The organism is Sphingobium baderi, from assembly GCF_001456115.1.
GTDB lineage: Bacteria > Pseudomonadota > Alphaproteobacteria > Sphingomonadales > Sphingomonadaceae > Sphingobium > Sphingobium baderi_A.
In genome coordinates this window covers 23,493-48,797 of sequence record NZ_CP013267.1, presented here as the reverse complement: position 1 = coordinate 48,797, position 25,305 = coordinate 23,493, and the positions used below count along the sequence as shown (strand labels likewise).

At 61.2% G+C, this 25,305-nt stretch carries 25 protein-coding genes and 2 pseudogenes; 10 read left to right on the top strand and 17 right to left on the bottom strand.

What is annotated here, in order from left to right; genetic code table 11:
* The 8 genes and pseudogenes from trbL to ATN00_RS22025 form a co-directional block, all read right to left on the bottom strand.
* Positions 1-1,716, bottom strand: coding sequence for a P-type conjugative transfer protein TrbL (trbL, locus tag ATN00_RS22060; protein ID WP_030092735.1), 1,716 nt, complete (start codon positions 1,714-1,716; stop codon positions 1-3).
* A 10-nt stretch (positions 1,717-1,726) separates the two neighbouring features.
* A complete protein-coding gene (locus tag ATN00_RS22055) occupies positions 1,727-1,969 on the bottom strand; it encodes an EexN family lipoprotein (protein ID WP_019053956.1) in 243 nt (80 codons plus the stop codon).
* A 9-nt stretch (positions 1,970-1,978) separates the two neighbouring features.
* Positions 1,979-2,734 (bottom strand): P-type conjugative transfer protein TrbJ, encoded by a 756-nt coding sequence (gene trbJ, locus ATN00_RS22050; RefSeq protein ID WP_022675885.1) that lies wholly within the window; start codon positions 2,732-2,734, stop codon positions 1,979-1,981.
* 25 nt (positions 2,735-2,759) lie between these two features.
* The gene (locus ATN00_RS22045; RefSeq protein ID WP_026149855.1) at positions 2,760-4,127 is read right to left on the bottom strand and encodes a TrbI/VirB10 family protein; all 1,368 of its coding nucleotides are present in this window, start codon (positions 4,125-4,127) and stop codon (positions 2,760-2,762) included.
* 12 nt (positions 4,128-4,139) lie between these two features.
* Positions 4,140-4,913 carry an SPOR domain-containing protein gene (locus ATN00_RS22040; RefSeq protein WP_081876351.1) on the bottom strand — a complete coding sequence of 258 codons (774 nt, stop codon included), beginning with the start codon at positions 4,911-4,913 and terminating at the stop codon, positions 4,140-4,142.
* Positions 4,914-4,915: 2 nt separating this feature from the next.
* Positions 4,916-5,899 carry a P-type conjugative transfer protein TrbG gene (trbG, locus tag ATN00_RS22035; protein ID WP_006964392.1) on the bottom strand — a complete coding sequence of 328 codons (984 nt, stop codon included), beginning with the start codon at positions 5,897-5,899 and terminating at the stop codon, positions 4,916-4,918.
* Positions 5,900-5,916: 17 nt separating this feature from the next.
* Positions 5,917-6,636 carry a VirB8/TrbF family protein gene (locus ATN00_RS22030; RefSeq protein WP_006964394.1) on the bottom strand — a complete coding sequence of 240 codons (720 nt, stop codon included), beginning with the start codon at positions 6,634-6,636 and terminating at the stop codon, positions 5,917-5,919.
* Positions 6,623-6,850: pseudogene (locus tag ATN00_RS22025) on the bottom strand (hypothetical protein); the annotation flags it as partial. The gene ATN00_RS22030 and the pseudogene ATN00_RS22025, both read right to left, overlap by 14 nt.
* Positions 6,851-6,912: 62 nt before the next feature.
* On the opposite strand from ATN00_RS22025, the gene ATN00_RS22020 reads away from it, so the two are divergent.
* Positions 6,913-7,677, top strand: a complete 765-nt coding sequence (locus ATN00_RS22020; protein ID WP_001389365.1) for an IS6-like element IS6100 family transposase — start codon at positions 6,913-6,915, stop codon at positions 7,675-7,677.
* Positions 7,678-7,695: 18 nt separating this feature from the next.
* Here ATN00_RS22020 and ATN00_RS22015 read toward each other — a convergent pair whose 3' ends face one another.
* Positions 7,696-10,569: a Tn3 family transposase gene (locus tag ATN00_RS22015; protein ID WP_062069497.1), complete on the bottom strand. Its 2,874-nt coding sequence runs from the start codon at positions 10,567-10,569 to the stop codon at positions 7,696-7,698.
* A 165-nt stretch (positions 10,570-10,734) separates the two neighbouring features.
* Between ATN00_RS22015 and ATN00_RS22010 the strand changes: the two genes are divergently transcribed.
* The 5 genes from ATN00_RS22010 (at position 10,735) to ATN00_RS21990 (ending at position 13,838) form a co-directional block, all read left to right on the top strand.
* The gene (locus ATN00_RS22010) at positions 10,735-11,835 is read left to right on the top strand and encodes a TraB/TrbI/VirB10 family type IV secretion system protein (RefSeq protein ID WP_062069494.1); all 1,101 of its coding nucleotides are present in this window, start codon (positions 10,735-10,737) and stop codon (positions 11,833-11,835) included.
* 59 nt (positions 11,836-11,894) lie between these two features.
* Positions 11,895-12,221, top strand: a complete 327-nt coding sequence (locus ATN00_RS22005) for a hypothetical protein (RefSeq protein ID WP_048575070.1) — start codon at positions 11,895-11,897, stop codon at positions 12,219-12,221.
* A 3-nt stretch (positions 12,222-12,224) separates the two neighbouring features.
* Positions 12,225-12,467, top strand: coding sequence for a DUF2274 domain-containing protein (locus tag ATN00_RS22000; RefSeq protein WP_053085602.1), 243 nt, complete (start codon positions 12,225-12,227; stop codon positions 12,465-12,467).
* Positions 12,468-12,541: 74 nt separating this feature from the next.
* A complete protein-coding gene (locus ATN00_RS21995; RefSeq protein ID WP_048575071.1) occupies positions 12,542-12,820 on the top strand; it encodes a hypothetical protein in 279 nt (92 codons plus the stop codon).
* A 190-nt stretch (positions 12,821-13,010) separates the two neighbouring features.
* Entirely contained in the window at positions 13,011-13,838 is an 828-nt protein-coding gene (locus ATN00_RS21990) for a helix-turn-helix domain-containing protein (RefSeq protein WP_048575072.1), read from the top strand.
* Positions 13,839-14,146: 308 nt separating this feature from the next.
* Here ATN00_RS21990 and istB (ATN00_RS21985) read toward each other — a convergent pair whose 3' ends face one another.
* From istB (ATN00_RS21985) to ATN00_RS21970, 4 genes and pseudogenes are all read right to left on the bottom strand, one after another.
* On the bottom strand, positions 14,147-14,914 hold the full coding sequence (gene istB, locus ATN00_RS21985) for an IS21-like element ISSsp5 family helper ATPase IstB (RefSeq protein WP_007686288.1): 768 nt from the start codon (positions 14,912-14,914) through the stop codon (positions 14,147-14,149).
* Positions 14,911-16,404: an IS21 family transposase gene (istA, locus tag ATN00_RS21980; RefSeq protein WP_011950768.1), complete on the bottom strand. Its 1,494-nt coding sequence runs from the start codon at positions 16,402-16,404 to the stop codon at positions 14,911-14,913. The genes istB (ATN00_RS21985) and istA (ATN00_RS21980) overlap by 4 nt, the downstream gene beginning before the upstream one ends.
* Positions 16,405-16,505: 101 nt before the next feature.
* Positions 16,506-17,165, bottom strand: a pseudogene (locus ATN00_RS21975) (diacylglycerol kinase family protein); the annotation flags it as partial.
* Entirely contained in the window at positions 17,165-17,650 is a 486-nt protein-coding gene (locus ATN00_RS21970; RefSeq protein ID WP_420496702.1) for a PRC-barrel domain-containing protein, read from the bottom strand. The pseudogene ATN00_RS21975 and the gene ATN00_RS21970, both read right to left, overlap by 1 nt.
* A 106-nt stretch (positions 17,651-17,756) precedes the next feature.
* Between ATN00_RS21970 and ATN00_RS21965 the strand changes: the two genes are divergently transcribed.
* Entirely contained in the window at positions 17,757-19,307 is a 1,551-nt protein-coding gene (locus ATN00_RS21965) for a cryptochrome/photolyase family protein (RefSeq protein WP_062069485.1), read from the top strand.
* A 341-nt stretch (positions 19,308-19,648) separates the two neighbouring features.
* Here ATN00_RS21965 and ATN00_RS21960 read toward each other — a convergent pair whose 3' ends face one another.
* From ATN00_RS21960 to istA (ATN00_RS21950), 3 genes are all read right to left on the bottom strand, one after another.
* A complete protein-coding gene (locus ATN00_RS21960) occupies positions 19,649-20,023 on the bottom strand; it encodes an EthD domain-containing protein (protein WP_062069482.1) in 375 nt (124 codons plus the stop codon).
* Between the two features lie 271 nt (positions 20,024-20,294).
* Positions 20,295-21,062 (bottom strand): IS21-like element ISSsp5 family helper ATPase IstB, encoded by a 768-nt coding sequence (gene istB, locus ATN00_RS21955; protein ID WP_007686288.1) that lies wholly within the window; start codon positions 21,060-21,062, stop codon positions 20,295-20,297.
* Positions 21,059-22,552 (bottom strand): IS21 family transposase, encoded by a 1,494-nt coding sequence (istA, locus tag ATN00_RS21950; RefSeq protein ID WP_011950768.1) that lies wholly within the window; start codon positions 22,550-22,552, stop codon positions 21,059-21,061. Before istA (ATN00_RS21950) ends, istB (ATN00_RS21955) begins: the two co-directional genes overlap by 4 nt.
* Positions 22,553-22,987: 435 nt before the next feature.
* Here istA (ATN00_RS21950) and ATN00_RS21945 point away from each other — a divergent pair, with 435 nt between their 5' ends.
* From ATN00_RS21945 to ATN00_RS21935, 3 genes are read left to right on the top strand one after another with little or no spacing between them, the layout of a single operon-like run.
* Complete coding sequence (locus ATN00_RS21945; RefSeq protein WP_048575073.1) at positions 22,988-23,179, top strand: hypothetical protein; 192 nt, start codon at positions 22,988-22,990, stop codon at positions 23,177-23,179.
* A 4-nt stretch (positions 23,180-23,183) separates the two neighbouring features.
* A complete protein-coding gene (locus ATN00_RS21940; RefSeq protein ID WP_048575074.1) occupies positions 23,184-23,975 on the top strand; it encodes a hypothetical protein in 792 nt (263 codons plus the stop codon).
* A gap of 2 nt (positions 23,976-23,977) precedes the next feature.
* A complete protein-coding gene (locus ATN00_RS21935) occupies positions 23,978-24,775 on the top strand; it encodes a DUF3768 domain-containing protein (RefSeq protein WP_053085603.1) in 798 nt (265 codons plus the stop codon).
* Positions 24,776-24,824: 49 nt separating this feature from the next.
* On the opposite strand, the gene ATN00_RS21930 is transcribed toward ATN00_RS21935, so the two are convergent.
* Positions 24,825-25,064, bottom strand: coding sequence for a helix-turn-helix domain-containing protein (locus tag ATN00_RS21930; RefSeq protein ID WP_048575116.1), 240 nt, complete (start codon positions 25,062-25,064; stop codon positions 24,825-24,827).
* Positions 25,065-25,305 lie beyond the last annotated feature (241 nt).

Genomic DNA, 25,305 nt, shown 5'->3' with positions numbered 1-25,305 from the left:
TTAGCTGTCCCCCCTTCTCTGGACGAAGGCCGCAACTTCATCCTCTGGCGTCTCCATGTCGCCCGCATCACGGGCGGCCGAAATGGTATCGCCCGCGAATTGCGCCGTGGGGGGTGGCGATGAATCGGACGAGCTGGCGGGACTGCCCGCGCCGGTCGCGGGAGCGAGCGTTTCACTTCCCGACGATGCCGAGGCGGCCGACGCGCGGATATTGGCCGCCAGTCGGCCGCCCACCGTATTTCCCACCCGCTCTTTCAAAGCGCCCACCGCCATACCAGCGGCAGCGCCGCCGAGGATGCTTGCGGTTTTCGCCGCACGGCTAAGGCCGGTGCGTTGCGTGCCGCCAGTGTCGCCACTTTCGGGCGCGCCTTCACCTTGCGAGCTGGCGGAGCTGGCCTCCCCCTCCCCCGCAGGCGAGCCACCGGCAGCGCCGCCGCCGTTGCCGTCTTCACGATCGGCCGCCTCGCTACCCGCAGCGGCGCTTGCAGCCGTGCCACCGCCCGCGCTGGCGGCTTCCGAGCCGCCTTGAAGGCCGCTGTTGTCATTGGCCGGGGGGGAACCGCCATCGCCGCCCATAGCGACGCTAAGGGGCGTGCCGCCGCCCCCACCGCCACCGCCGCCGCCGTTATCGCCGCCTCCCGGCATGTCGCCCGCCGACGAAAGCGGTTGCCCGCCTCCCATGCCGGTTTGGCCGCCTTCACCACCGCTCCCACCAGCGGCAGCGAAGGCGGCCTTGATCGCGCTGGCTCCACCCGCAGCGTTCATCGCGCCAGCAGCGATCATAGCTCCACCCGTGGCCGCCGCCCCAGCGGCCATCCCGGCAGCACCCAGCGCGGCCCCTGCCCCAAAGGCTCCGATACCGCCCGCCGCGTGGATCGAGCCGCCGCTTATAACGCCCCCGACCATCGCGGGAACCTTGTTTACGAGCGCCAGAAGGACGACCGCGAAGACAAGCATGGTCCCTAAATCTTGGAGAGACGAACCCTCGCCCGTTGCGGCATAATATTGGTCAAGGAAGGTTTTGCCGACGCCGACGATAAGAACCATCGTCATCAGGGACGCGCCCACCGCGACCACCGTTTTGAAATAGTTCAGCGCAATATCGCTGGTCCACCGCGCGCCGCCGAAGCCCAAAAAGATAACCCCGGCATAGGCGAGGACATAGCCGGAGGCCAACAGCAGCAGCATATTCACGCCGACGAGAGCCAAAACAATCAGGATGCCCAGTGAAACCAAGATAGAAAGAGCGGAATCGACCGGAGTTAGGACGCTGGACGCTTCGACAGCTTGGCGGAAAATGTCGAAACCAATGTCCACAATACCCGATGGCGCGAGATTGTTAGGCAGGCCGGATGCCTGCGCACCCAACGAGCGCAGCCCTTCAATGATCGCCAAGCCGATCGCCGGGCCGTTGATGAGCAGCCACCAGAAGAAGCCGCAGAAGATGGCGAAGCGAATTGCTTCCGAAGCAAATTCGCCAAGATCGGCGCGGCGCAACGCCATTACCCCGAACGTCCAAATGAGGCTGACCGCCGCTAGTGTGCCGAATAGAATTGTCGCGTGCGTTGTGAAGACGCTCGCCCACGCCGCCGCCATGCTCTTATATTTGTTCAGAACATTATCGAGCATACCTTGCGATTGCGCATAGGCGGGAGTCGCGGCGAGCGTGAGCGCCACCCCCAAGGCGGACAGGTGTAGGCGAGCCAGAGCCTTCATAGTGCTATCCTCAATTCTGATAGGTTCCGATCGGCGTCGGCTTGGTTTCGTGCGCTAGTGCGCTGCCCGCTTCTTGGCACTCCGCGTCGGTTTCGACGCCGGATTTGCATCGGGCGACCTTCTCGCGGGCTTCGTCTAGGTGTTGAGAGTAATAGAGCATCGTTTTCGGTTCGGACTCGGACTTGCCGCAGGCCGCGAGAAGAAGTGTAGCGGTGCAGCAGGACGCGGCGATAAGTTGACGCAATTTCGGCATGGGCTTTCCTTAATTCTGATAGGTTCCGATCGGCGTCGGTTTGGTTTTCCGCATTGCGGCCGATGCCTCTGTTGCCGCAGCATCGCGATCGAGCTGATATTGCGATTGAGCCGTCAGCGCGGCGCTTTGCGCGAGCAGGACGCCGCGAATTTTCTGCAACTCACTGGCTTGTTGGGCCGCAAATTGATTGGCGTAGGACAGGGCTTGCATTTGCCCGCTCGCACCCGTGGCATTGGCCTGCAACTGGTCGAGGCGCTGGCCGTCAGACGCAAGCGTTGTCATGGCGCTGTTGATGCCGTTCATAGCGTCGGCATTTGCGGCCATCTGGCTTGTCGTGCGGGCGCGAGTAGCGGACAGAGCCGCCGCGCGCTGCGCCGCCGTGCAGTTCCCGAACGTGCAAGCATTGGTCTGATAGTAAGACGGATTTTTGAATTGATTCATGTAGGTGTTCACGTCGCCAGCTTGACGAGCGAACGAGCTGATTTGATTGACCTGCCCTTGGAGGCTGTCGATCGTTTGCGTAGCCTGCTGCCAGAGCTGGACCGGCGCGCCGACCGTGTTCTGAATCATATTTTGGTATTGCTGTAGCTGCGTCTGATACTGCTGGATTTGCTTCGCCACCGTGGCGACGTTTTGCAGCGCGGAAACGGTTGTCTGGCGGACGTTCGCAACGTCGATAACCGAGATTTGCGCATTGGCGGACGGGGCCGCCAGCGCGAGAGTGATCGCCAAAGAAATTTTAGCGGCTAAAATTCGAGACTTCATTTTGCTTGCTCCCTTTCATCTGGCGTCAATAATCGAATGAGCGGTAAGGCTTTGAAAATGTGAGGTCTTTCACGACGACCACATTGAAGCGGAAGCCGGGCCGGATAATCAGCGTGGGCGATATGTTCAGATTGCGCTCAATCATCATCGCCGTGGTCTGTCCGAGCTGCTGGCCGAGAGCTTGGCTAAGGGCTTGGCTGGCGGACATGGTGCCATTGGCGTTGAGGCCGGTTTGCGGCTGACTAAGGGTTACGCCAGCGGTCACACCAGACATAAGCAGAGCGGAGCCGAAGATACGGAACCAATGCGCGTTCACTTGGTCATGGAACCCGGCATAGCCCGCGCTGTCTGACCCCGGCATAGCGCCAAGGTCGATCGCCTTGCCGTCAGGAAAGATGATCCGTTGCCACGCGATGAGCGCGCGCGTCTGCCCAAAGACCGGGTTGGAATCATACGCGCCGACAAGGCGGGAGCCTTGCGGGATCAGGAGATAGCGGCCCGTCGCGGTATCGAACACGTTTTGGGAAACTTGCGCGACAATCTGCCCCGGTATTTGCGAGTTGATGCCGGAGATCAGCGTGCCGGGAATTACGAAGCCCGCGCGGAGCTGGTAGCGGGAGGGCGCTTCTACTTGGCTGTTCGAGGCCCAGCGATTGCCACCCGCATTGTTGGCGAACTGGCCATAGTTGGCAGGCGGGCGGGCATTGGCGGCACCCTGCCCGGCTCCGGCTCCTCCCCCGGCCACTTGGTTTGACAGGGCCGTAAGGGTGGCAATGTCGGAGGCCGAGGGCTGGCGGCCCTGCGCCATTGCAGCGGCCATTTGCTGTTGCAGGGCGACGAGCTGGGTTGCCGGATCAGCGCCGCCACTCATGCCGCCAGCGCCAGAGGATGCCCCATTGCGGCCGTCCTGCCATTTCAGGGCGGTAGGAGAGCGCACGGCGCTGCCAAATTGGGCAAGGCGTGCTTCGCGTATCGCTTCCATGCGTGCCCGGCGCAGATCGGCCGCCGTGGGGCCGTTGGGTTGCGCTGGCGAGGCGGTGACGGTTGGCGGCGCATTGGGATCGACCGGCGCGACCGGGATGCCATCGGCAGGCGGCAGCGGGGGCGCGTTCGCCATCACTTCCGCAGCACCGCTTGGAGCGGTCCCCGCAACCTTGTTCGCAACATCGGCCGAGCTTTGACCGACAGCCGGTTGAACCTTGGTCGCCGCATTGTCCGAGGAGCGATCAATCATAATCGACACCACGATGGCGATGAACAGCGCCACAATGCCGAGGACGATCAGCAGCGGCGCATTATTGACCCTGCGAACTCCCGTCACCAAGCGCCCGCTGTTCCCGTCCGCTGCACCGCCCGGCGAGGCTTCCGGCGACATGCTATCAGCATCAGACATAAACCTACCCCCTTACCCGGCCTTGACGACGCCACAGCGCGCGGCACGGATGCCCTTGCACTTGGCGCGCGCCGTCGCGCTGGATTGAAACTGTCCGAATTGGATGCCGTGAGAGCGTCCGTTTTGGACAAAGCGCGGCGTCACGCTCGCCCACGAAGGGCGAAGGCGCGCCGTCGCGCGCCAATAGGCGCGTGCTGCGCTTTCGGAGGAGAAGCCCGTCAGGCTGACAGACCACGTTCCGGCCTCTGTTCCATTGCTGCCGAAGCCGGGTTGCGTGCTGGCGACGGGCGACGGAACGGGAGGAGGTGCGGCAGGCGCTACGGGCCGGTTCGCCCGTTCGATCAGCTCCGGCGTTGCGCCGGTCAGATCGAGCGCCCACCCGGCAGACGGGTAGATACCCTTTTCATCCACGCCATAGATGCGGGAGAAAGTTTGCGCGCCGACCCGCAGCGTCACGCGGTAGGAATCGGCAATTGGCTGATCGACGTAATAGCGCAACGGCGTGGCCGCAGGATCGGGCTTCACGCCCTTGCCCGCCTCAATCACCGCATAGCCTGCTTGGCGCATCGAGGAGCGCAAGCCGTCACCATAGGCCCCGCCCCCGGTAGTCGGGATCAGCACCCGGCTAATCGCAGGCGGGTAGAGTTTCACCAGCTCCGCCACGGAATCGTCAACGAGGGCTTGGGCCTGATCGGGAGGAGCCGGAACGGCGAAGCTGTCCCGGTGCGAAACGCCCGCGCAGCTCGTAAGCAGGAAAGCCACTGATACAAAAATCGCACCGCGCACGATCAGCCCCCCCTTGTGATGGTGACGCGCTCTTGGCGCTTGCCGACACCGGAGATGAGGACCGCTTGGTCAAAAATCTGATCGACAATGTAGCGGCCATCTTGGAGCCGGTAATTGACGATGGAGGTATCAGCCGCCTTGGAGACGCTGCCCCCGGCCCGGACGATCAGCAGCGATGGCGCTTCCGTCTGCTCCATCGCGTGCGGCATTTCGATGATGGTTTTGACGCCATCATTGTAAACCCGGACGGGCTTCCAGCGTGCGCGGCCGTCAACGCTATAGTGGAAATCGAGATTGGAGAGATATTCGCTCCCTCCCCTGCCCGTCCCGCGCGCGCCATCGGGCACCGCCATCGTGTTTTCGGCGCGCGCCGTGTCCGATCGAGCGCGGAAAGCGGCCCATTTGGCTTGCGCTTCATCGGGATAGGTGAACGCCACCCGCGACATGAATTGCGTCCGGTGCGACACCAACCGGATATGGTAGGTGCGGCGATCGGTCGTCACGATCAGCGTTGTATTCAAGTTCGCATCGAGCGGCTTGATGATAAGATGCTGGGTTTCGTTCGGCCCGGAATTGGAAACGGCCGGTTCGATCAGCCAGCGGGCGCTATCGCCCACGTTGACCGAATTGATGTTCTCGCCCGGCTGCAACTGCACATCGCAGATTTGCAGCACAGCACAGACCACGGAGGGTTCGGAGGTGCCGAAGGCGAACAATACCGCGCCTTCGGTGCCCGGCACCGGCTTGATGCCTTCGGCGCTTTCCGCCTGCCAGCGCCGCGCGATCGACAGACCCTCGCGCTGGGTGCGCGTCAGGTTCGGATTGCGCGGGCTGATATAGGCATTGGGATCTACTTGCGCCCCTCCACCGGCAGGCATGGGCGCGTTCGCGGGCGGCATGTCGTCGGGAAGCGGCGGGCCGTCCTGCGCGGACGCGATCGAAGGCAGCGCCGCGAGGGCGGCGGCGAAATAGGCGATCTTCTTCATGTTGATTGTCCCTCCCATCAGAGTGTGCGCGACCAAGAGAAATCTTGGACGAACACGCCCAAGGGGTTTTGCTTAATTTGTTCCTCCGTGGTGGCCGAGCTGGGCGGCGCAACGCGGATCGTGACGAGCGCGCGCATTTTCGCCGGAGGCTGGATAGGCTGGCCTTGCCGATCGCGCTCCGTCTCGGTCCAATCGACCTGCCAAGAGGTCTTGGTTTGCTGAATTACCGAGGCGATTTCGACCGACACGGTTTCCCGCGCCGCGCGGGCGAAAGGCGTATTGTCGGGATTGCCGTTGAGATAGTCGGTCATCTTTGCCAACGCCGGATCGTTCGGCGCGAGCATCCCATAGACCCGGAAAATGGCTTGCTTTTGGAGTTCAACGTCAGCCGTCACCATGCGGGCCGACTGGATGAAGGAGCCGACTTGCGCTTGCACCACGCGCGCATCGACCGGCGAAGCCACATCGGCCCGCTGGGTCGCTATCGCGTCCCCCAGCGAGTCCACGCGGACCACGTAAGGGATGAATTTCGACTGACTGCCAATCGCTATGATGCCGCCGACAGCGGCGAGGACGATCAGCATCGAAAGGATTGCCATAGTCTGCCACAAGCGCCGCGAGGCAGCGATGCCGCCCACATGCTCATTCCATTGCCGCCGCGCGTTCAGGTAGGGGTTGGGATCAACCGGGGCGCTTTCCGCAGCTCGCCGCCCCCGCAGCTTGTCAAACAGACTCATGCAGCTTCTCCGAGGTATAGGGGGCCGCCGCCGCGCGGCCGATATTGATGGTGGATTCGACGCCACGGATGGCCAGCCACTCGTTGACCCATGCCGGGCCATAGGCCGCTTCAAGGGCCTTAATGGTGGCGATGGATTCCTTGTCGGTCGCGCCGACGAAGGACAGGGCCACGGGGCCTAGCGCCAGCTCAAAGAGCCGCCGCCCCTGTTCCGAGGGCTCTGTTGCAAAAATCGTGAAGCTTGAGCATGCTTGGCGGAGATTGGACGGACGGAACGATGACGGATTTCAAGTGGCGCCATTTCCAGGGTGATGTGATCCTGTGGGCGGTGCGCTGGTATTGTCGCTATCCGATCAGCTATCGCGACCTTGAGGAAATGCTGGCGGAACGCGGCATTTCGGTCGACCATACGACGATCTATCGCTGGGTCCAGTGCTACGCCCCGGAGATGGAGAAGCGGCTGCGCTGGTTCTGGCGGCGTGGCTTTGATCCGAGCTGGCGCCTGGATGAAACCTACGTCAAGGTGCGGGGCAAGTGGACCTACCTGTACCGGGCAGTCGACAAGCGGGGCGACACGATCGATTTCTACCTGTCGCCGACCCGCAGCGCCAAGGCAGCGAAGCGGTTCCTGGGCAAGGCCCTGCGAGGCCTGAAGCACTGGGAAAAGCCTGCCACGCTCAATACCGACAAAGCGCCGAGCTATGGTGCAGCGATCACCGAATTGAAGCGCGAAGGAAAGCTGGACCGGGAGACGGCCCACCGGCAGGTGAAGTATCTCAATAACGTGATCGAGGCCGATCACGGAAAGCTCAAGATACTGATCAAGCCGGTGCGCGGTTTCAAATCGATCCCCACGGCCTATGCCACGATCAAGGGATTCGAAGTCATGCGAGCCCTGCGCAAAGGACAGGCTCGCCCCTGGTGCCTGCAGCCCGGCATCAGGGGCGAGGTGCGCCTTGTGGAGAGAGCTTTTGGCATTGGGCCCTCGGCGCTGACGGAGGCCATGGGCATGCTCAACCACCATTTCGCAGCAGCCGCCTGATCGGCGCAGAGCGACAGCCTACCTCTGACTGCCGCCAATCTTTGCAACAGAGCCACTGTAGATCAACGGCGTGAGACCACGATAATCTTCCGGCGTCATCCGCCCCGCCCACTTCGGCTCAACCAGTACGGTCTGAAGCATGCGGGTGTTCACATACACCAGCGACGCTTGCAGGAGGTGTAGCGCCAGAACGGAGATTTCCTGCTCATGGATGCGGTTGGTGGCGATCTCGCCGCCCTTGCCGAAGAACACGAAACCATTAGCGCCGTTCCAGTTCTCAACCACATTCAGCCCTTCGTGGATCTCGCGGCGGAATGCCTCCTGACGCAAATACCGGCATAGGAAGATTGTTTTGACCGCGCGGCCGAGTTCACTCAGCGCCTTGTAGGTCGGGTGCATCACTTCGGCTCTGGCAAACCGGAGCAGGATCGCTTCCGGATCGGCGGTGCGCGATTGCATGGCAGCGGCATATTTGACCATTTCGTCATATTGTTGCTCGATCTCGTCCCAGTCGATCGGGCTGGAGAGGATCGGCAGTAAATTGGAAAGCCGCGTGCGCATGCCGGCTTGGGGAAGGGCCAGTTTCTGGCGTGCCACTGCTTTCAGCCGCGGGGCAAGCTCAAATCCAAGGAGTCGGCAGAACGCAAAGCCGACTGCGCTCTGGCCGTGGCTATCGACGTACTGGCGCTGGATTTCCATGTCGGTGCAATGGCGTAGCACGCCTTCGATCATGGAGGCGACCTCCGAGGAAGAGCACCGCTTGAGCTGGGAATAAACGCAGGTCGCGCGCTTCTCCACATGCCAGTAGATCATGACGCCACGGCCGCCATAGCGGGCGTGCCATTCCGTCATCAGGTTGCGGTCCCACGCGCCGAACTTCGTTGAATCGGACGCGCATGCCGTGCCCGCATCTCCCCATACTGCGGCATTGCGGATTGCCAGTGTCGCGTTTGCTACCCGCGCGCACGCCTCCCTCAGCGCTGGCGCGTGGATGAAACGGCGATGGACATGCAGCAATTCCTCGTAACTGACATCGGGTGTTGCGCCAGCGACCCGCTTGAGCCCGGCGTTCGTGCCCAAGCCATAGAGACACAGCAAAAGACGCTGAGCCAAGGCTGCTTTCGACAGGGTAACCCGCGAGGCCGACGTTTCGAAAGCATCCATCAATCCCGTGTCCAGAGCAGCCTCTTTCAACACGTCCAGCAGTCCGGTCATCGGCCAGCGCTGACCGATCTCGCTTTTGATCGAAGCGAGACCCTTCGGTTCGGGCAAGGGCTTGAACGGTGTAATCGATATCCGGTTGTCGCCGCGCCACAGGAGCCGGACCTTGTCGTTTTGTGGAATATTGGCATTGAGGAGCAACAGTTCCCGTTCAAGCTCCTCCCGGATCGAGGCGCAAAACGCCTGCGCATCTGGCGTCAGGCTGAGGCCGGAATAGTACGCATCTCGCCTGATCTCGAAGTCCTTGGGAAGATCGTCATCGGGATTGCGATAGCGATCCGCCCCGACCACCCAGATTTCTTTGGAGCGGATGCGGTCGCGCAGTTGCGTCAGGACGCAAAGCTCATAGCTGATCCGGTTTACCCGCCCATCGTCATCAATGACGGAACTGCGCCATCGCGCTGGAATCACCTCATCGATCGGAACATCCTGCAATGGCACGAAGCGGCATCCGCCATCCACCTTGCTCCTGATCCAGTCGAGGGCCGCCAGGACCGGCCGCCACACCGCGTTGTTCGACCGGAACTCAAGTACGGAAAGCAGGCTTGGCAGCATGCGCCGGTAATGATTGGCCCAGGAACCACGCATCACCTTGTAGATGCGCCGGTCCAGAGCGCCCTTCGCATGGCTCTCCTTGACGATCGCCGCCAGCTTGGCCTTACCGGCGATCGGGAAAATGACATCGCAGATGCGCCCCGATGGTTCATTGATCGAGGCGCTGGCGATCTCGACCAGCAGGCGCTCCTTTCCATAGACCCGCTCGATGTCTTTCGCGATATCGCCCACCACCTTGCGTTTCGAGCGCGTTCCGATCTTGTGAACGGTTTCGATCAGCAGGTCGATCATCGCGTCAGTGAGTTGCGCCTCCCGCGACATTAGATAAATCGCATAAAGGCCGAGCTGTCGCGCCGGCGCATGCCGGCGCATCTCCGAGGCCTTTTCACCGGCAACGCGGCGAACAATCTGATCGACCCATGGCTTGCCCGTAGCCGTCAGGAGATCATGGGGAAGATCAAGTCTCTGGATAAAGGCGAGTTTCTCGGTCACGTCGAGAATGTTGTCGAGCGTTGCCTGTCCGGCGTCACCCTTCATCCTGTTGAATCCGGTCGAGCTGTCCGGATCGGCAAGCGAGGCTTCCAATAACGCCACCGCATCTGACGAAAGCCGATCACTGGCTCCGATCAGCCAGGTGTCCAGATAATCTTGCCGTTGTGAGCGAACGACACGTTCAAGCTCCTTGCGCGACGGCCCATAAATACGCCGGTCCCGGCACCACAGGAAAACATGCTCAAGCATGGCATTGATCGACTGGCCGCCCGGGCACAGCTCGCCAGCAATCCATTCCGTCAATTGCGCGCGATCCACCCGCTTCATGCGGTGATATCCAAGATGGATCAGGATCTCCGCACAATGCCGTCGTGCTGTCCGACTGGAAAAGTCATAACCGGCTATCTCGCCAGCCTCGACACCGAGTTGCTCGGCCAGATACGAGAGGCCATCGGTAGGGATTGAGCCGGGATCGATCGCGAAAAACCCCAGGGAAGCGAAGAATTTCAGCTGCGCGGCGAGGCCAAGGCGCGTCAGGGCCGGCTTCGAATTTACAAAATCAATATCGGCAAAGCTCAGGCTCCATCGTCCGATCAAATCCCCGCCCGGAATACTCCGATCCATCAACCCACTCCCTATGATGGAGCGAACTGTCCTCTTCTATGATTTCCATCGTCAATACCGAATGCCACGTTCCCAAAACGTTCTCCGACTTGGCCAAAATCGCAGCTTGGGGCCGACTGGGCCTATAAGCGCAGCATCATCATAGGGTGCGTTTCTGCCCTCGCGATGCTGTTCGTCGTCGGGATCGTTTATGCGTTCGTCCTGCCCAAGAGCACCGGCAGCGGAGAGAAGGAGGAACAGGAAACCGCGATGCAGATGGCGAAACCCGTCCTCGACGACTTGCCGGAAAACTATGGCGACACGCGCCCCGACCTAAGCGGCCCCGGCAATGCCACTCTGCCCGCCGTGGGCGAGGAAGGCGCGGAGGGAGCGCAGGGCGATCCCAATGCCCAGCAACGTCCGCAGCAACGGCAGCTTACGCCCGCCCAGCAGCGCGCGGAACAGGCCCGCGAACTGGCGATACGTCAGGAGATGGCGGCGCGCGCTGGCGGCGTCCTGTTCCCAGATGGACGAATGCAGGGAGGCGACGCCCAGGGCGGCGCTGGGGCTGGGGATGCGGGCGAGCGAGAGCCACCCGCTGGCCCCGATCCCGAAGACCCCGGCAGGCAGAATATGCAGCACGAAAAGGAGCAATTCATTCAGTCGGCGCGGATCGGTGACGATTATCTGGCCTCGCCGATCAAAGCGGCGATTTCGACATATGAAGTCAAGGCTGGGACCGTCATTCCCGCTGCGCTGGTGACTGCCCTCAATTCCGACCTCCCCGGCGACGTGATCGCGACCGTCACCGAGAACGTCTATGACCACGTTACGGGCAAATTCCTGCTCATCCCGCAGGGCGCGCGCCTGTTCGGCCGCTATGACAGCAAGGTCAGCTACAAGCAGAACAGGGCGTTGGTCGTGTGGAATCGGGTAATCTATCCCAACGGTGATTCCATCAACATCGGCGGTATGTCAGGGACGGACGCAACCGGGGCCGCTGGCCTCAAAGATCGCGTCAATAATCACTATGGGAGCCTGCTTACCGGCGTCACTCTTTCCACTGCAATCGCTATCGGCGGGGCTTACGCGGACAGCGCGGGCGTGCGTGATAACCAGCTTGTTACTGCTGGCGGGGGTGCTCTTAGTCAGGAGGCTTCTCGCACAGGGCAACAATTCGTCACGCGGGAGCTTAATCGACAGCCCACCATTACTATCCGCTCAGGTGCCCGCCTCCGTGTCCTTGTTAACAAAGACATGGTTTTGCGTCCCTACCGCCGAGACTAGAGAGTCGCGCAATCCTTGCGATCGCGCCATAAGGGGCGCGGCCGCAAGGAGTTCAAGGAATGGCTAAATCTCAAGTGCAAATGGGTATCACATTACCAACGGGTCTACACGATCAAGTTAGGCAGGCGGTTCTACAACGGAGCGCGCGCGAAGGGCGCACGATAACCGTCAGCGAGTTTTACAGCGAGGCGGTCAAGGCGCTCACGCGGCGGATAGATGCAGGAGAAGATATTGTTTTTGCTGCTCATCCGCGCCGAGGCGGCGTTGATCCCCTTTCCGTCAGATTGGAAGAGGATGCCGCCGAGATGGTTATTCGCTTCCGCCACCTGACAACACAGTCGTCGTTTATCAGCACGGCGGTCCGGCATTATCTGAAGAAGGACTAATAAATGTCGAAGAATACGGCCTTGAACTTGCCCAAGATCGGCACACCCGGCGCGCAGCGCAAAATCAGCGTCACGCTTGATGCCGAGTTGGCGGCTGAGATGGACCGCTACGGGGCCGCTTACAAGGACGCCTATGGCGAAGTCGTCGAGATCGAGACACTGATTCCGCACATGCTCCGCAGCTTCATTGCCGGCGATCGGAGTTTCAAACGGTGGAAAAGCGAACAGCGGAAAGGGGGGCAATAGCCCCCTTTCTTATAACTGCTCGCAATGTCTCACATGTGATTGCTCTATCCGCAGCCATGCTATATTGAATCGTCATGGAGTCGAATCAACCGGACTTTCAACTTGAACCTGTGTCGCCCGCAGATCGGGAGGCGCAGGCGCGTGAAAAACGGAGAATTACTCGTGAGGCGACCAAGCGCGCGCGCGATCGTGCCGCCGCCCAGGGCGTCGCTACCGCCTCTTTCATGGTTCGCAAAGACTATCTCGCGGTCCTCGACGCCATTCAGGCGGAGAGAGGATTGAAGAACCGATCAGCGGCGCTTGAGACTGTCTTGCGCGCTGCGTTCGACCACAAACAGGAGCTTGGGCTGTGACCAGATAAAGGAAAGCCCGGCGCTAAGGCCGGGCATCCCCAAAAAACCGCTACAGCGTTTGGCGACGCTACAGGGACAAATATCAAATACTCACCCTATGTAGCGGTTTCTGATCCCCAGATCAAGGGATGCGCGTTTCGCGCCACGCTATCATTTTGCCCGGTCCCAGCCTCCTAACGGAGGATGGAATATGGAAGCTATTACCATTGGCGACGCCACTTTGGCGGCGCTTCGCGGCGTGCGTATTCGGCGCAAGCCCGCGCAATCGGGCGCGCCACATCGCACCGGCCAGCATGTGCTGCGCGACAGCATCGAGGCCGGGACGTTCGAGGAAGCTTTTTTTGCGGCCCCAGCGCCGGGAGAAACCGACAGGCTCTTGCGGATCGCCAAGCAGACCTTGATTGCAGGGAAGAACCTGCGTCGCGCGGCGCTGGCAGAAGGGCGCAGCCTATCCGCCAGCGAGCGCCTGCTAGCGTCGCTCACGCGCAGCGCGATCGACGTTTACGAGCGCTTGTTGACGCTCGCCCGCGTCTGTCATGGCCGGATATTTCCCAGCTACAATGACCTGGCCGAGAAGACCGGCTTGGGGCGTGCGACCGTCGCGCGTGCCCTGTCCGTTCTTGAAGCCATCGGCTTCCTTGTCCGGCAGCGCCGTTTCGTCCGCGTGGCGAGCGACGAGCCGGGGCCGCGCTACGAGCAGACCTCGAACGCCTATCGGGTTCTCCTGCCCGAACGGGTCATGAAATTCATTCCTCGCTGGCTAAGGCCCTCGCCGCTTCCCGATGACGAATTGCAGCGGCTTGCCGATCGAGCGGCCGATACGGATGCCATGTTGTCGCGTCTGTCCCGTGAAGACCTCGCCAACGAACTGCTGCAAGGCCCGCTCGCCAAGGCGCTGGCGAAGCTGGGCGCATCGCTCGACAGGCAGGAGCGTGAGTCTCAAAATGATCCGCAACCGCTCCTAGATTCTATATATATTAGGACAAAAGGAGTTGGCCTAAGTCGGCCAACGCGCTGACGCCTGACGGCGCGATAACTGCAATGTCACACCCACCCCCAAACACCAGCGCTAGCGGCGCCGCTGGACGCCCCGGCTTTGCCGGGACGAATGCTCCCCAGCGGGAGCAAGCGGCTTGGGCAGCGCCCAAACGGCTGCGTTCGTGCGTGCTGAAAGCGATTTTTTGCGACGAAGGCGGTCGTAGCTGTCAACGGCGGAGCAAAAGTCGGCCATTCGGCGGCGTAAAACCAGGCCATCGTGTTACATGCCGGGGGGAGTGGCGTGAGGGCGTAGCCCGAGGGCCACTCCCCCCGGCATTGGTGTAATTTTCAGGGTCTGGTTTTGGCCTTGCGGGCCCGGCTGTGCGCGAGGCGATAGCTTTCGCCGTTCATCTCGAGGATGCTGACGTGATGGGTCAGGCGATCGAGGAGCGCGCCTGTGAGACGCTCAGATCCGAAGGTTTCGGTCCATTCGTCGAAGGGCAGGTTGCTGGTGATGAAGGTGGAGCCGCGTTCGTAACGCTGGGAGATCAGCTCGAACAACAGTTCGGCGCCGGTCTTGGAGAGCGGCACAAAGCCCAGTTCGTCGATGATGAGCAGCTTGTATCCGGCCATCTGCTTCTGGAAGCGCAGAAGACGGCGCTCGTCGCGGGCCTCCATCATTTCGCTGACCAGCGCTGCCGCGGTGGTGAAGCCCACCGACAGTCCTTTCTGGCATGCTGCCAGTCCGAGCCCCAACGCTACGTGCGTCTTTCCGGTGCCTGATGGCCCCAGAGCGATGGCGTTCTCACGCCGCTCGATCCACTCGCAGCGCGCCATCTCGAGCACCTGCATCTTGTTGAGCCTGGGGATGGCGGCGAAGTCGAAGCTGTCGAGGCTTTTGACGGCGGGGAAGCGCGCGGCCTTGATGCGCCGCTCGACCATGCGACGCTCCCTGTCGATCATTTCCATCTCGACGAGGCGGGCGAGGAAGCGGATATGATCGACGCCTTCAGCGGCACATTGCCGCGCGAGCTTGTGATGCTCACGCAGGCACGTAGGCAGCTTGAGCGCCTTGAGATGGTGAGCGAGAAGGATCTCCGGGGCCTGATCGCTCATGCGGCCTCCTGCCGGTCGGAGAGCAGGCTCAGATAGGCTCTGGCAAAGGTCTTCTCGACCGTGGTGCGTGGCAGGAAGGGATAGACGTCCAGGTCCAGCCTGGGCGGTACGCGTTCGATCCGGCACAGGACGAGGTGCTTGACGGCATCGAAGCCGATGGCGCCAAGATCGATGGCCTGTTCGACCGCCGCCTGGAGATCGGCGAGGGTGAACGTTTCCAGCAGGCGCAGTACCTGCACATATTCGCGCCTGCCATGTTTGTGCATGCGCCCTTCCATCAACCGCTGCAGTGTCGTGAACGCTTCGGGCAGGTCCCAGCCCTGCAAAGGCGCAGCCTGGTCGAATGCGTTGATCTTCTGCTCGATCAGCGGGAGATAATGGAGCGGGTCGAAGACAACCTCCTCGCGGGCATAGCAACGAGGATGACGGGCGATGACTTCGCTGCGGCAGCCGATCACCACCTCATCGACATAGGCCCTGATCCAGACCTCCTGATGGCCCCAGGCCACCGGAACCGAATAATCGTTGGTCCTGTAGCGCACCAGGGATTGCGAGGAGACCCGCCCGCCTTTCTGATCGCAGGCCTCGAAGGGTGTAGCGGGCAGAGGCTGCATGGCCGCGAGATCGCGCTGCAGCCGCTCACCGATCGTCTCGCTCTGCCCGCGCACCTTGTCCTGCTGGCGCTTGCGGCATTGCTCCTCCAGCCACAGGTTGAACGCCTCCCAGGTCGGGAACTTCGGGATCGGCACCATGAAGTTGCGCCGGCAATAGCCTACCAGCCCCTCCACATTGCCTTTCTCGTTCCCCTTGCCCGGGCGAGCATAGCGGTCGCGGATCACGTAATGTGACAGGAAAGCGCTGAACAGCGTGGCACGCTGCCGCGTGCCGTCGGGCAGGATCTTCGTCACAAGGCAGCGATCGTTGTCATAGACGATCGAGCGCGGTACCGCGCCGAAAAACGCGAAGGCATGCACGTGTCCGTCCACCCAGGCCTCCGCCACCGCCGCCGGATAGGCCCGCACATAGCAGGCATCACTGTGCGGCAGATCGAGCGCGAAGAAGTAGGCCTTCTGCTCCACCCCGCCGATCTCCACCAGCGCTTCCCCGAAATCGGCCTGCGCATCTCCCGCAGGGTGCGCCAGCGGCACGAACATCTCCCGGCTGCGCTGTTCGCGCTCCCGGATGTAATCCTTGATGATCGTATAGCCGCCGGTGAAACCATGCTCGGTGCGCAAACGGTCGAATACCCGCTTCGCCGTATGGCGTTGCTTGCGCGGGACACTGCGGTCACCCTCAAGCCATCCATCAATGATCGCCACAAACCCGTCCAGCTTCGGGCGCTGCGGTACGGACTGGCGCCGGTAACCCGGCGGCGATGAAAACGACAGCATCTTGCGTACCGTTTCGCGCGACACATTGAAACGCTTCGCCGCCGCCCGTTGGCTCATGCCATCCGCGCAAGCCAGACGGACCTGAAGATAAAGTTCCACGCTGTAGATCCCCACACCTCCCTGACTCGGCAGAAAGGCTTCAAGGTGGACGACTTTTACGCCGCCCGCAGCAGGACTATCCCGCCGCTACCGTGGTCGAATATTGCTCCGCCGTTCTCAATTTCGACCCCGCCGTGAAACCGGCCATTAAGAATCCGAACTTCGGTTGCCCAGATGGTCGTATTTTGTCCGTTATTGTCCACTTTCAGCCTGAAGGGACGGAAACGCATCAGGCACCATACCGCCCAGATGAGATAACCCAGCCGACCAAGGTAGCGCTTGAGCTTATGTGGCACAGTATCGCCTATCAATGGCGACAGACCCAGAGCAGCAGCGTTGACGAAATAATCGCCGTTGATGACGCCCAGGTCCACTCGTCGCCTACGCCCGGTGGTGATCGTGCGGATTGCGCCTTCTAGATCGAGCGGGATGCCCAGTGTCCGGGCAAAGCTGTTAGCTGTACCCAGCGGGAGCAACGCAAACACGCTGTCATGGCCGACGAATTCGTCGATCGCGGATGAAAGTGACCCGTCGCCGCCACCCACGATGATCATTGGCGCACCGTTTTCGACTGCCCGCTTTACCGTCGGGACAAAATCATCGGGATCATGAACTGCGTGTGCTTCTGACAGGCGAACCCCTGCAATCCTGAGCTGGCTGCATACCTCGTCAAACAGCTTCTCCCCCTTACGGGAATGGACGTTGACAACGAGCACCCCTTCGGTCGGCGCTGGTCTAATTTGTCCGGGATCGGAAGGCATCAACTACGGGAGACGTTAACAGGATCCACGCCGTAGTAGCTGGACACCCTGTCAGCATATGCCTGGTTGAATTCTGGCGCGTTGTTTGCCCAGCTGGGCCCGCCTTCAAGAACACGGCGATCGACGGTGACCACATAGACGTCGTCGACAGCATCATACGCTAGCAGGCCGAATGGCAGGGGGTAGAAGCTTTTGCCCATGCCGAGGAAGCCTCCAAGGCTCAGCACCGCATAGCTGGTTTGCCCGCTACGCTTGTCGACCATATAGGCATATATGTGCCCGAGACGATCGCCATCGCGCGACCGGACATTAAGGCCATCGGCTTTGGCATTGACCAGAAGCGTGTTCGGATCTTTCGGTTCGCTCACTGTTGTTCTCCGTTGGCCCATGGATGTTCCGCCAAGCAGAACCACCGAGCAACTCCGCAGTTCCTTCAGCGTTGCCGCCCTGGACATGTGCTCGGTCCAAGGCGTGATCGTCGGCATGCTGAAATGCATTCCAGATCACATAGTGAGATGCAACAACATCGGTTTTCAGGCATTCGTCAGCTCGGAATTGATCGGGTCAGGCAATCGGAGATAACACGCCGCCATGACGGTCATCATTCCCATACTTGGCGATCAACTGAGCCACGAACTTGCTTCGCTGCGCGGCGTGAACCCAGCGGATGCGGTTATCCTGATGATGGAAGTGATGGAGGAGGCGACATATGTGCGCCATCACAAGCGCAAGATCGCCCTGATCTTTTCCGCCATGCGCCATTTCGCCGAAGAACTGCGGGAAGCAGGCTGGTCGGTCGACTACATTGCAATCGACGACGCGGAAAACAGCGGCAGCTTTACGGGTGAAGTCCGCCGTGCCGTCGCGCGTCACCGGGCCTCCGCCATTCGTATGGTCGAGTCTGGCGAATGGCGCGTCAAGGTCATGATCGACGGATGGGCAGCTACATTCGGCATCCCGGTCAAGGTCCTCACTGACGACAGGTTTCTCTGCGACATTCTGGAATTCCAGACCTGGGCACAGGCCCGCAACGACCTCGTCATGGAATTCTTCTACCGCGAGATGCGGCGCAAGACCGGCCTTCTCATGACGGATGACGGCAAACCCGAGGGTGGCCAGTGGAACCTCGACAAGGAAAACCGGGCACCCCCGAAGCGTGGGCTGAACTATCCCGAGCCGATGCATTTTACGCCTGATGAGATCACTTTGGATGTGATCGCGCTCGTGGAGGATCGCTTCGGCGCGCACTTTGGCATCCTCGATAAATTCGCCCTGCCAGTTACCGCCGCTCAGGCCCGGCGGGCGCTGGGGCATTTCATCCGGACCGCGCTGCCTGACTTCGGCACTTATCAGGATGCGATGGTGACCGGTCAGGACTGGCTCTATCACAGCTGGCTCAGTCCTGCACTGAACCTGGGCCTGTTGTTACCGTTGGAGATCGCGCAAGCGGCCGCCGATGCTTATGCGCGCGGCGATGTGCCCTTGAACGCGGCGGAGGGCTTCATTCGCCAGATCATCGGCTGGCGCGAATATGTGCGGGGCTATTACTGGCTCGAAATGCCCGATGTCGCGGACGCCAATGCGTTACAGGCGACTCGCCCGCTTCCGGAATTCTATTGGACCGGCAAGACCGATATGCTGTGTCTTGCCGAAGCGATCCGCAACACGCACGATCATGCCTATGCCCACCATATCCAGAGGCTGATGGTTCTTGGCAACTTTGCCATGCTGGCCGGCGTACGCCCGCAGGAGGTGGCCGATTGGTTCCTTGTCGTCTATGCCGATGCCTTTGAATGGGTGGAATTGCCCAATGTTTTGGGCATGAGCCAGCACGCAGACGGTGGGCGTTTGGCGACCAAGCCCTATGCCGGCGGCGGCGCTTATATCGACCGTATGTCTGATCATTGCGGTTCATGCCGCTATGACGTGAAGAAGAAGACCGGCTATGGAGCCTGTCCGTTCAATGCGCTCTATTGGGATTTTCTAGCACGACACGAACAGCGGTTTCGCCGTAACCGTCGCATGGTCAACATGTATGCTAACTGGGATCGGATGAAACCCGAGGTCCGCGATGCGTATCGTAACAGTGCGGCCGAATTTCTGGAAACGCTCGAACCGGCGGCTGCCAGCTGGGCAAAGTAAGATTAAAAGAAGCTTATTGTGTTCAGAGCTTTTGAAAGCACCAATCATCCTTCAAATTAAGGCTGCCTGGACCTGGTCATGTTTGAAGCAAGCATTTTTTGAAGCTGGCTTGAATGCTGGCAATCGATAATATTAATTCAGCAAACGCTTCACTTCATTTCGCATTTTTGAACAATCATACGGCTTGGGGAGAAAGCGGCCATCATCGGGAAGACAGTCCTGCCGGGGCCAGGCGTCACCGGCCAAGCAGGCTGACGACGAACGGGGTGGCTGCAAGCAACAGCACGATGCTGGCAGACGCCTAGCACTGGAATCCCTCCCCCACAGGAGGCGGATCCGGATTATTCCGCCGCTTCCGCCACACAGGCAGATTCGCGCTCCTCCAGCGTGAAGAAGCGATTGCGCGAGCGGTCAAACAGGGTTTCCTCGTCCGCGGCGACTTCTGCCATGATCTCGGGCGTGCCCAGCATGGCCATTGCGCTTTCGAAACTTTCCCGGTCCGCGAACCACATTTCCGTCGCGACGTCGTATTCGGTTTCCTCCGGTACGCCCGTCACGGGATTGGGAATGCCGTTGAGATAGCGCCGCATATAGCGCACCGCGCGCCCGGTCAGCAGGCGCTCGCCCAGCTTGGCGTGGCCGGTTTCGTAGATCTCGCGGAACTGCGCGACGGTCAGGTCCGGACGGCGTTTCAACAGGACCATGGCCTTGAGCATCGGTTCTCTCTCCTATTCAATTATTGGGCGCGCCTGCCGCCACCCAGCGGCGGATCAGCGCTGTCCTGTCGGCCAGCGACAGGGTTAGCCCACCCAGCAATGCTCGCCTGTCGAGCTGCGATCCACTCATCTGCGATTCTCTTCCTGTTGTCAACGGCGGAGCAAAAGTCGGCCATTCGGCGGCGTAAAACCAGGCCATCGTGTTACATGCCGGGGGGAGTGGCGTGAGGGCGTAGCCCGAGGGCCACTCCCCCCGGCATTGGTGTAATTTTCAGGGTCTGGTTTTGGCCTTGCGGGCCCGGCTGTGCGCGAGGCGATAGCTTTCGCCGTTCATCTCGAGGATGCTGACGTGATGGGTCAGGCGATCGAGGAGCGCGCCTGTGAGACGCTCAGATCCGAAGGTTTCGGTCCATTCGTCGAAGGGCAGGTTGCTGGTGATGAAGGTGGAGCCGCGTTCGTAACGCTGGGAGATCAGCTCGAACAACAGTTCGGCGCCGGTCTTGGAGAGCGGCACAAAGCCCAGTTCGTCGATGATGAGCAGCTTGTATCCGGCCATCTGCTTCTGGAAGCGCAGAAGACGGCGCTCGTCGCGGGCCTCCATCATTTCGCTGACCAGCGCTGCCGCGGTGGTGAAGCCCACCGACAGTCCTTTCTGGCATGCTGCCAGTCCGAGCCCCAACGCTACGTGCGTCTTTCCGGTGCCTGATGGCCCCAGAGCGATGGCGTTCTCACGCCGCTCGATCCACTCGCAGCGCGCCATCTCGAGCACCTGCATCTTGTTGAGCCTGGGGATGGCGGCGAAGTCGAAGCTGTCGAGGCTTTTGACGGCGGGGAAGCGCGCGGCCTTGATGCGCCGCTCGACCATGCGACGCTCCCTGTCGATCATTTCCATCTCGACGAGGCGGGCGAGGAAGCGGATATGATCGACGCCTTCAGCGGCACATTGCCGCGCGAGCTTGTGATGCTCACGCAGGCACGTAGGCAGCTTGAGCGCCTTGAGATGGTGAGCGAGAAGGATCTCCGGGGCCTGATCGCTCATGCGGCCTCCTGCCGGTCGGAGAGCAGGCTCAGATAGGCTCTGGCAAAGGTCTTCTCGACCGTGGTGCGTGGCAGGAAGGGATAGACGTCCAGGTCCAGCCTGGGCGGTACGCGTTCGATCCGGCACAGGACGAGGTGCTTGACGGCATCGAAGCCGATGGCGCCAAGATCGATGGCCTGTTCGACCGCCGCCTGGAGATCGGCGAGGGTGAACGTTTCCAGCAGGCGCAGTACCTGCACATATTCGCGCCTGCCATGTTTGTGCATGCGCCCTTCCATCAACCGCTGCAGTGTCGTGAACGCTTCGGGCAGGTCCCAGCCCTGCAAAGGCGCAGCCTGGTCGAATGCGTTGATCTTCTGCTCGATCAGCGGGAGATAATGGAGCGGGTCGAAGACAACCTCCTCGCGGGCATAGCAACGAGGATGACGGGCGATGACTTCGCTGCGGCAGCCGATCACCACCTCATCGACATAGGCCCTGATCCAGACCTCCTGATGGCCCCAGGCCACCGGAACCGAATAATCGTTGGTCCTGTAGCGCACCAGGGATTGCGAGGAGACCCGCCCGCCTTTCTGATCGCAGGCCTCGAAGGGTGTAGCGGGCAGAGGCTGCATGGCCGCGAGATCGCGCTGCAGCCGCTCACCGATCGTCTCGCTCTGCCCGCGCACCTTGTCCTGCTGGCGCTTGCGGCATTGCTCCTCCAGCCACAGGTTGAACGCCTCCCAGGTCGGGAACTTCGGGATCGGCACCATGAAGTTGCGCCGGCAATAGCCTACCAGCCCCTCCACATTGCCTTTCTCGTTCCCCTTGCCCGGGCGAGCATAGCGGTCGCGGATCACGTAATGTGACAGGAAAGCGCTGAACAGCGTGGCACGCTGCCGCGTGCCGTCGGGCAGGATCTTCGTCACAAGGCAGCGATCGTTGTCATAGACGATCGAGCGCGGTACCGCGCCGAAAAACGCGAAGGCATGCACGTGTCCGTCCACCCAGGCCTCCGCCACCGCCGCCGGATAGGCCCGCACATAGCAGGCATCACTGTGCGGCAGATCGAGCGCGAAGAAGTAGGCCTTCTGCTCCACCCCGCCGATCTCCACCAGCGCTTCCCCGAAATCGGCCTGCGCATCTCCCGCAGGGTGCGCCAGCGGCACGAACATCTCCCGGCTGCGCTGTTCGCGCTCCCGGATGTAATCCTTGATGATCGTATAGCCGCCGGTGAAACCATGCTCGGTGCGCAAACGGTCGAATACCCGCTTCGCCGTATGGCGTTGCTTGCGCGGGACACTGCGGTCACCCTCAAGCCATCCATCAATGATCGCCACAAACCCGTCCAGCTTCGGGCGCTGCGGTACGGACTGGCGCCGGTAACCCGGCGGCGATGAAAACGACAGCATCTTGCGTACCGTTTCGCGCGACACATTGAAACGCTTCGCCGCCGCCCGTTGGCTCATGCCATCCGCGCAAGCCAGACGGACCTGAAGATAAAGTTCCACGCTGTAGATCCCCACACCTCCCTGACTCGGCAGAAAGGCTTCAAGGTGGACGACTTTTACGCCGCCCGCAGCAGGACTATCCCGCCGCTACCGTGGTCGAATATTGCTCCGCCGTTCTCAGTCGTAGCGTTCATCCGCAAGGCGAGGTCTTACCCAGGTGATCCCGGCAATCCAATTTTCTCGGATCATAATGGCCTTCGTGATCGGTGCCGGCGCAAGCGCCTGCATGTCAGTTTGTCAGGCGTGGAAAGGGGCGCGCCGCCCCCTTTCCCCAGCAACGACAATCAGCAGGACCGTGGCTCACTCGCTCCGCTCCCTGCGCCCGCACCACTCCCGCAGATTCCCGCTGCCCCCCATTCCCCCGGCGTTCTTGGGCGTCCGTGTCGCCGATGGCCGATGCCATCGCCGCAGGGCGATTTTAAGAAAGGAAGGGAAATGCTGGAATATCTCCGCAAGCTACTGGCCGAGCGCACCGACAGCGTTACGGTCACGATCACTTCACACTATCAGTCATATCCCCGGTCTGGCGTCTATGACGTGGATGACATCGGCATCGCTATTGAATGCCAAGGCCATAACTATTGCCTTCCATGGGCCGCGATCAGCGAAATCGAGATCGAGGACTAAGGCCATGGATAATCAGACTTCCGATACGCTTGGCGAAACGCTGGTGGAAAAGGGCTTCGCGCCCAATCTATACCTTCTCGACATCAACCATGCCTTGTCGGTTCCGCGCGATTTTCCTCTGCCCGCGCCGTGGAATCTCCCTTCACGCATGTTTGGGTTTCCGATCGAGGTTTGCCGCCCCGATGGAGGTCAGCCTCGCAAGATTGGCCTTCGTCACCCCTTGCTGGCCGACCATCCCTATGTGTTGCACGTCGAGGCGGTTCTAGGCGTCGAGATCGACCGGAACGGGGCGCCGAACCGCTACGGCTACACGACAGCGCCAACCGCCCGCTGGTGGCACGCCGTGGACCTCATTAGCGCCGGGAAATGGCGCGAATTGCTGGATACGCAGGATTTTACCGAACCGCGCTGCATCATGCGGGCCGTCGCCTATGGTTGCCGCTATTCGCATCATGAGGACAAGAAGGCCGCAGGCTACATCACCACGGCCGAGGCGCGCGAGATCATGCGCGAGGTAGGGGCGACCGAACCCGACGAACGCAGCGCGGCCATTCTCGCTTTCAGCGCCCCCAGCCCTTGCCGTCAGGACACCGGCAGCGAGCATTGGCCGATCAATCATGGTCGTTTGTGTGCGGAAGACGTGGCGTGGGGCATGATTCACGGCATCGAGGACGGATGGTTCCGTCATGATCGTTCTGGCCATCTGCAATGGTCCGAGCTGGGGCGCGAACGCTATGCAGCGGGCGATAGTGCGATCTACACCGAGGCGAGCGGCCAAGCCGCATTCGCGTTCTGACCATGCGGTTTCAGCGCACCCCACGGCCAGAAGGCTATGCTGTAACGCCGCGCAAGATCGCGGCTTTTGAAAGGAAGAAGCGCCGCCAGATCGAGGCGCTTCCTCTCTTTGCCGACGCGACAGCCGCCGCGCAGATCAGCGCGGCGGACGAGATGGAACGGCGGGAGGTTTCCGCGATGAACGCGGCGCGCGATCGGCGCGCCTTCATCGCCCGCCAGTGGCGAGAGATGCGGGCAGACTATTACGGCCTTCCCCGCCATGTCCGCGAAAGCATCGCCGATCGCTGGCGGCGCTGGACCGGCCCTGCCACCAGTTCTTGCCTGTTGCACCTTATGAAGGTCGAAGGCGCACAGGCCACGGCCGCGCCCGAAGACTATCCGCATATCAGTGCCGAGGACCGGCACGCGCGCACTGTCTATTTCAACCGGCTCGCGCGCGAGCATAACAACCCCTATGCGCGCTGCGAGCGCATCCACTCTCCCGGTGTGCTCCTGTGGCTATCGCCATTCTTTGCGCCGTTGCCGGATCAGCCGGAGCCGCGCCTGTATCTCACAACGAATCTTGGCCTTCATGGGTTGCTGCATGATGCCCTCGCCGCTTTTTGCGACTTTGGCCATAACAGCGATCCCAGCGGTGAGCAGCGCGCGGGCTTTTTCGAGATCGAGGGAACCACGTTCCGGTTCCAGATCAGCTATCACCGCCACGATAGCGATGAACCCTCGCGCGTGCCGTGGGACACCTATTTGACGCGGCGCATCCTGTGGATTGGCCTCGCCGATGAAAGGCCCCCTCATGCATAGCGAGGTATCGCCCTGGGCGATCTTGGCGGCGTGTGGATCGAGAGGTGCTTTAGTCTTCGAGCAGTTTCCAAAGGGGGACGCGGACGCAATTCGCCAAGTAAGCAGCATTGTCGAGCGAGATCGTGCTTTTCCCCCTCTCGACATCCGAAATAAACGATTGAGCCAAGCCGGTTTCGGCATGAACGGCCTGTTGCGACAGGCCAGCGGCTTGGCGCGCCTCGCGAAAATTTCTTCCGAACAGCGCGGATGCTTCTGCGATAGCATCAAGCTTTATTTCTCGGTTCGCCATGGGGCGAAAACACAACATGAAGCGGAGCCGGTCAAGGCCGGCGTGTCATTTATTCAGCGGGAAAGGGGCGCTCCGCCCCCTTTCCCAGCAACGACAATCAGCCCGACCGTGGCTCGCTTTGCTGCGCCCGCACCACTCTGGCAGATTCTCGCTGCCCCCAATCCCCCGGCGTTCTTGGGCGTCCGTGTCGCCGATGGCCGATGCCATCGCCGCAGGGCGATTTTAAGAAAGGGACATAAGA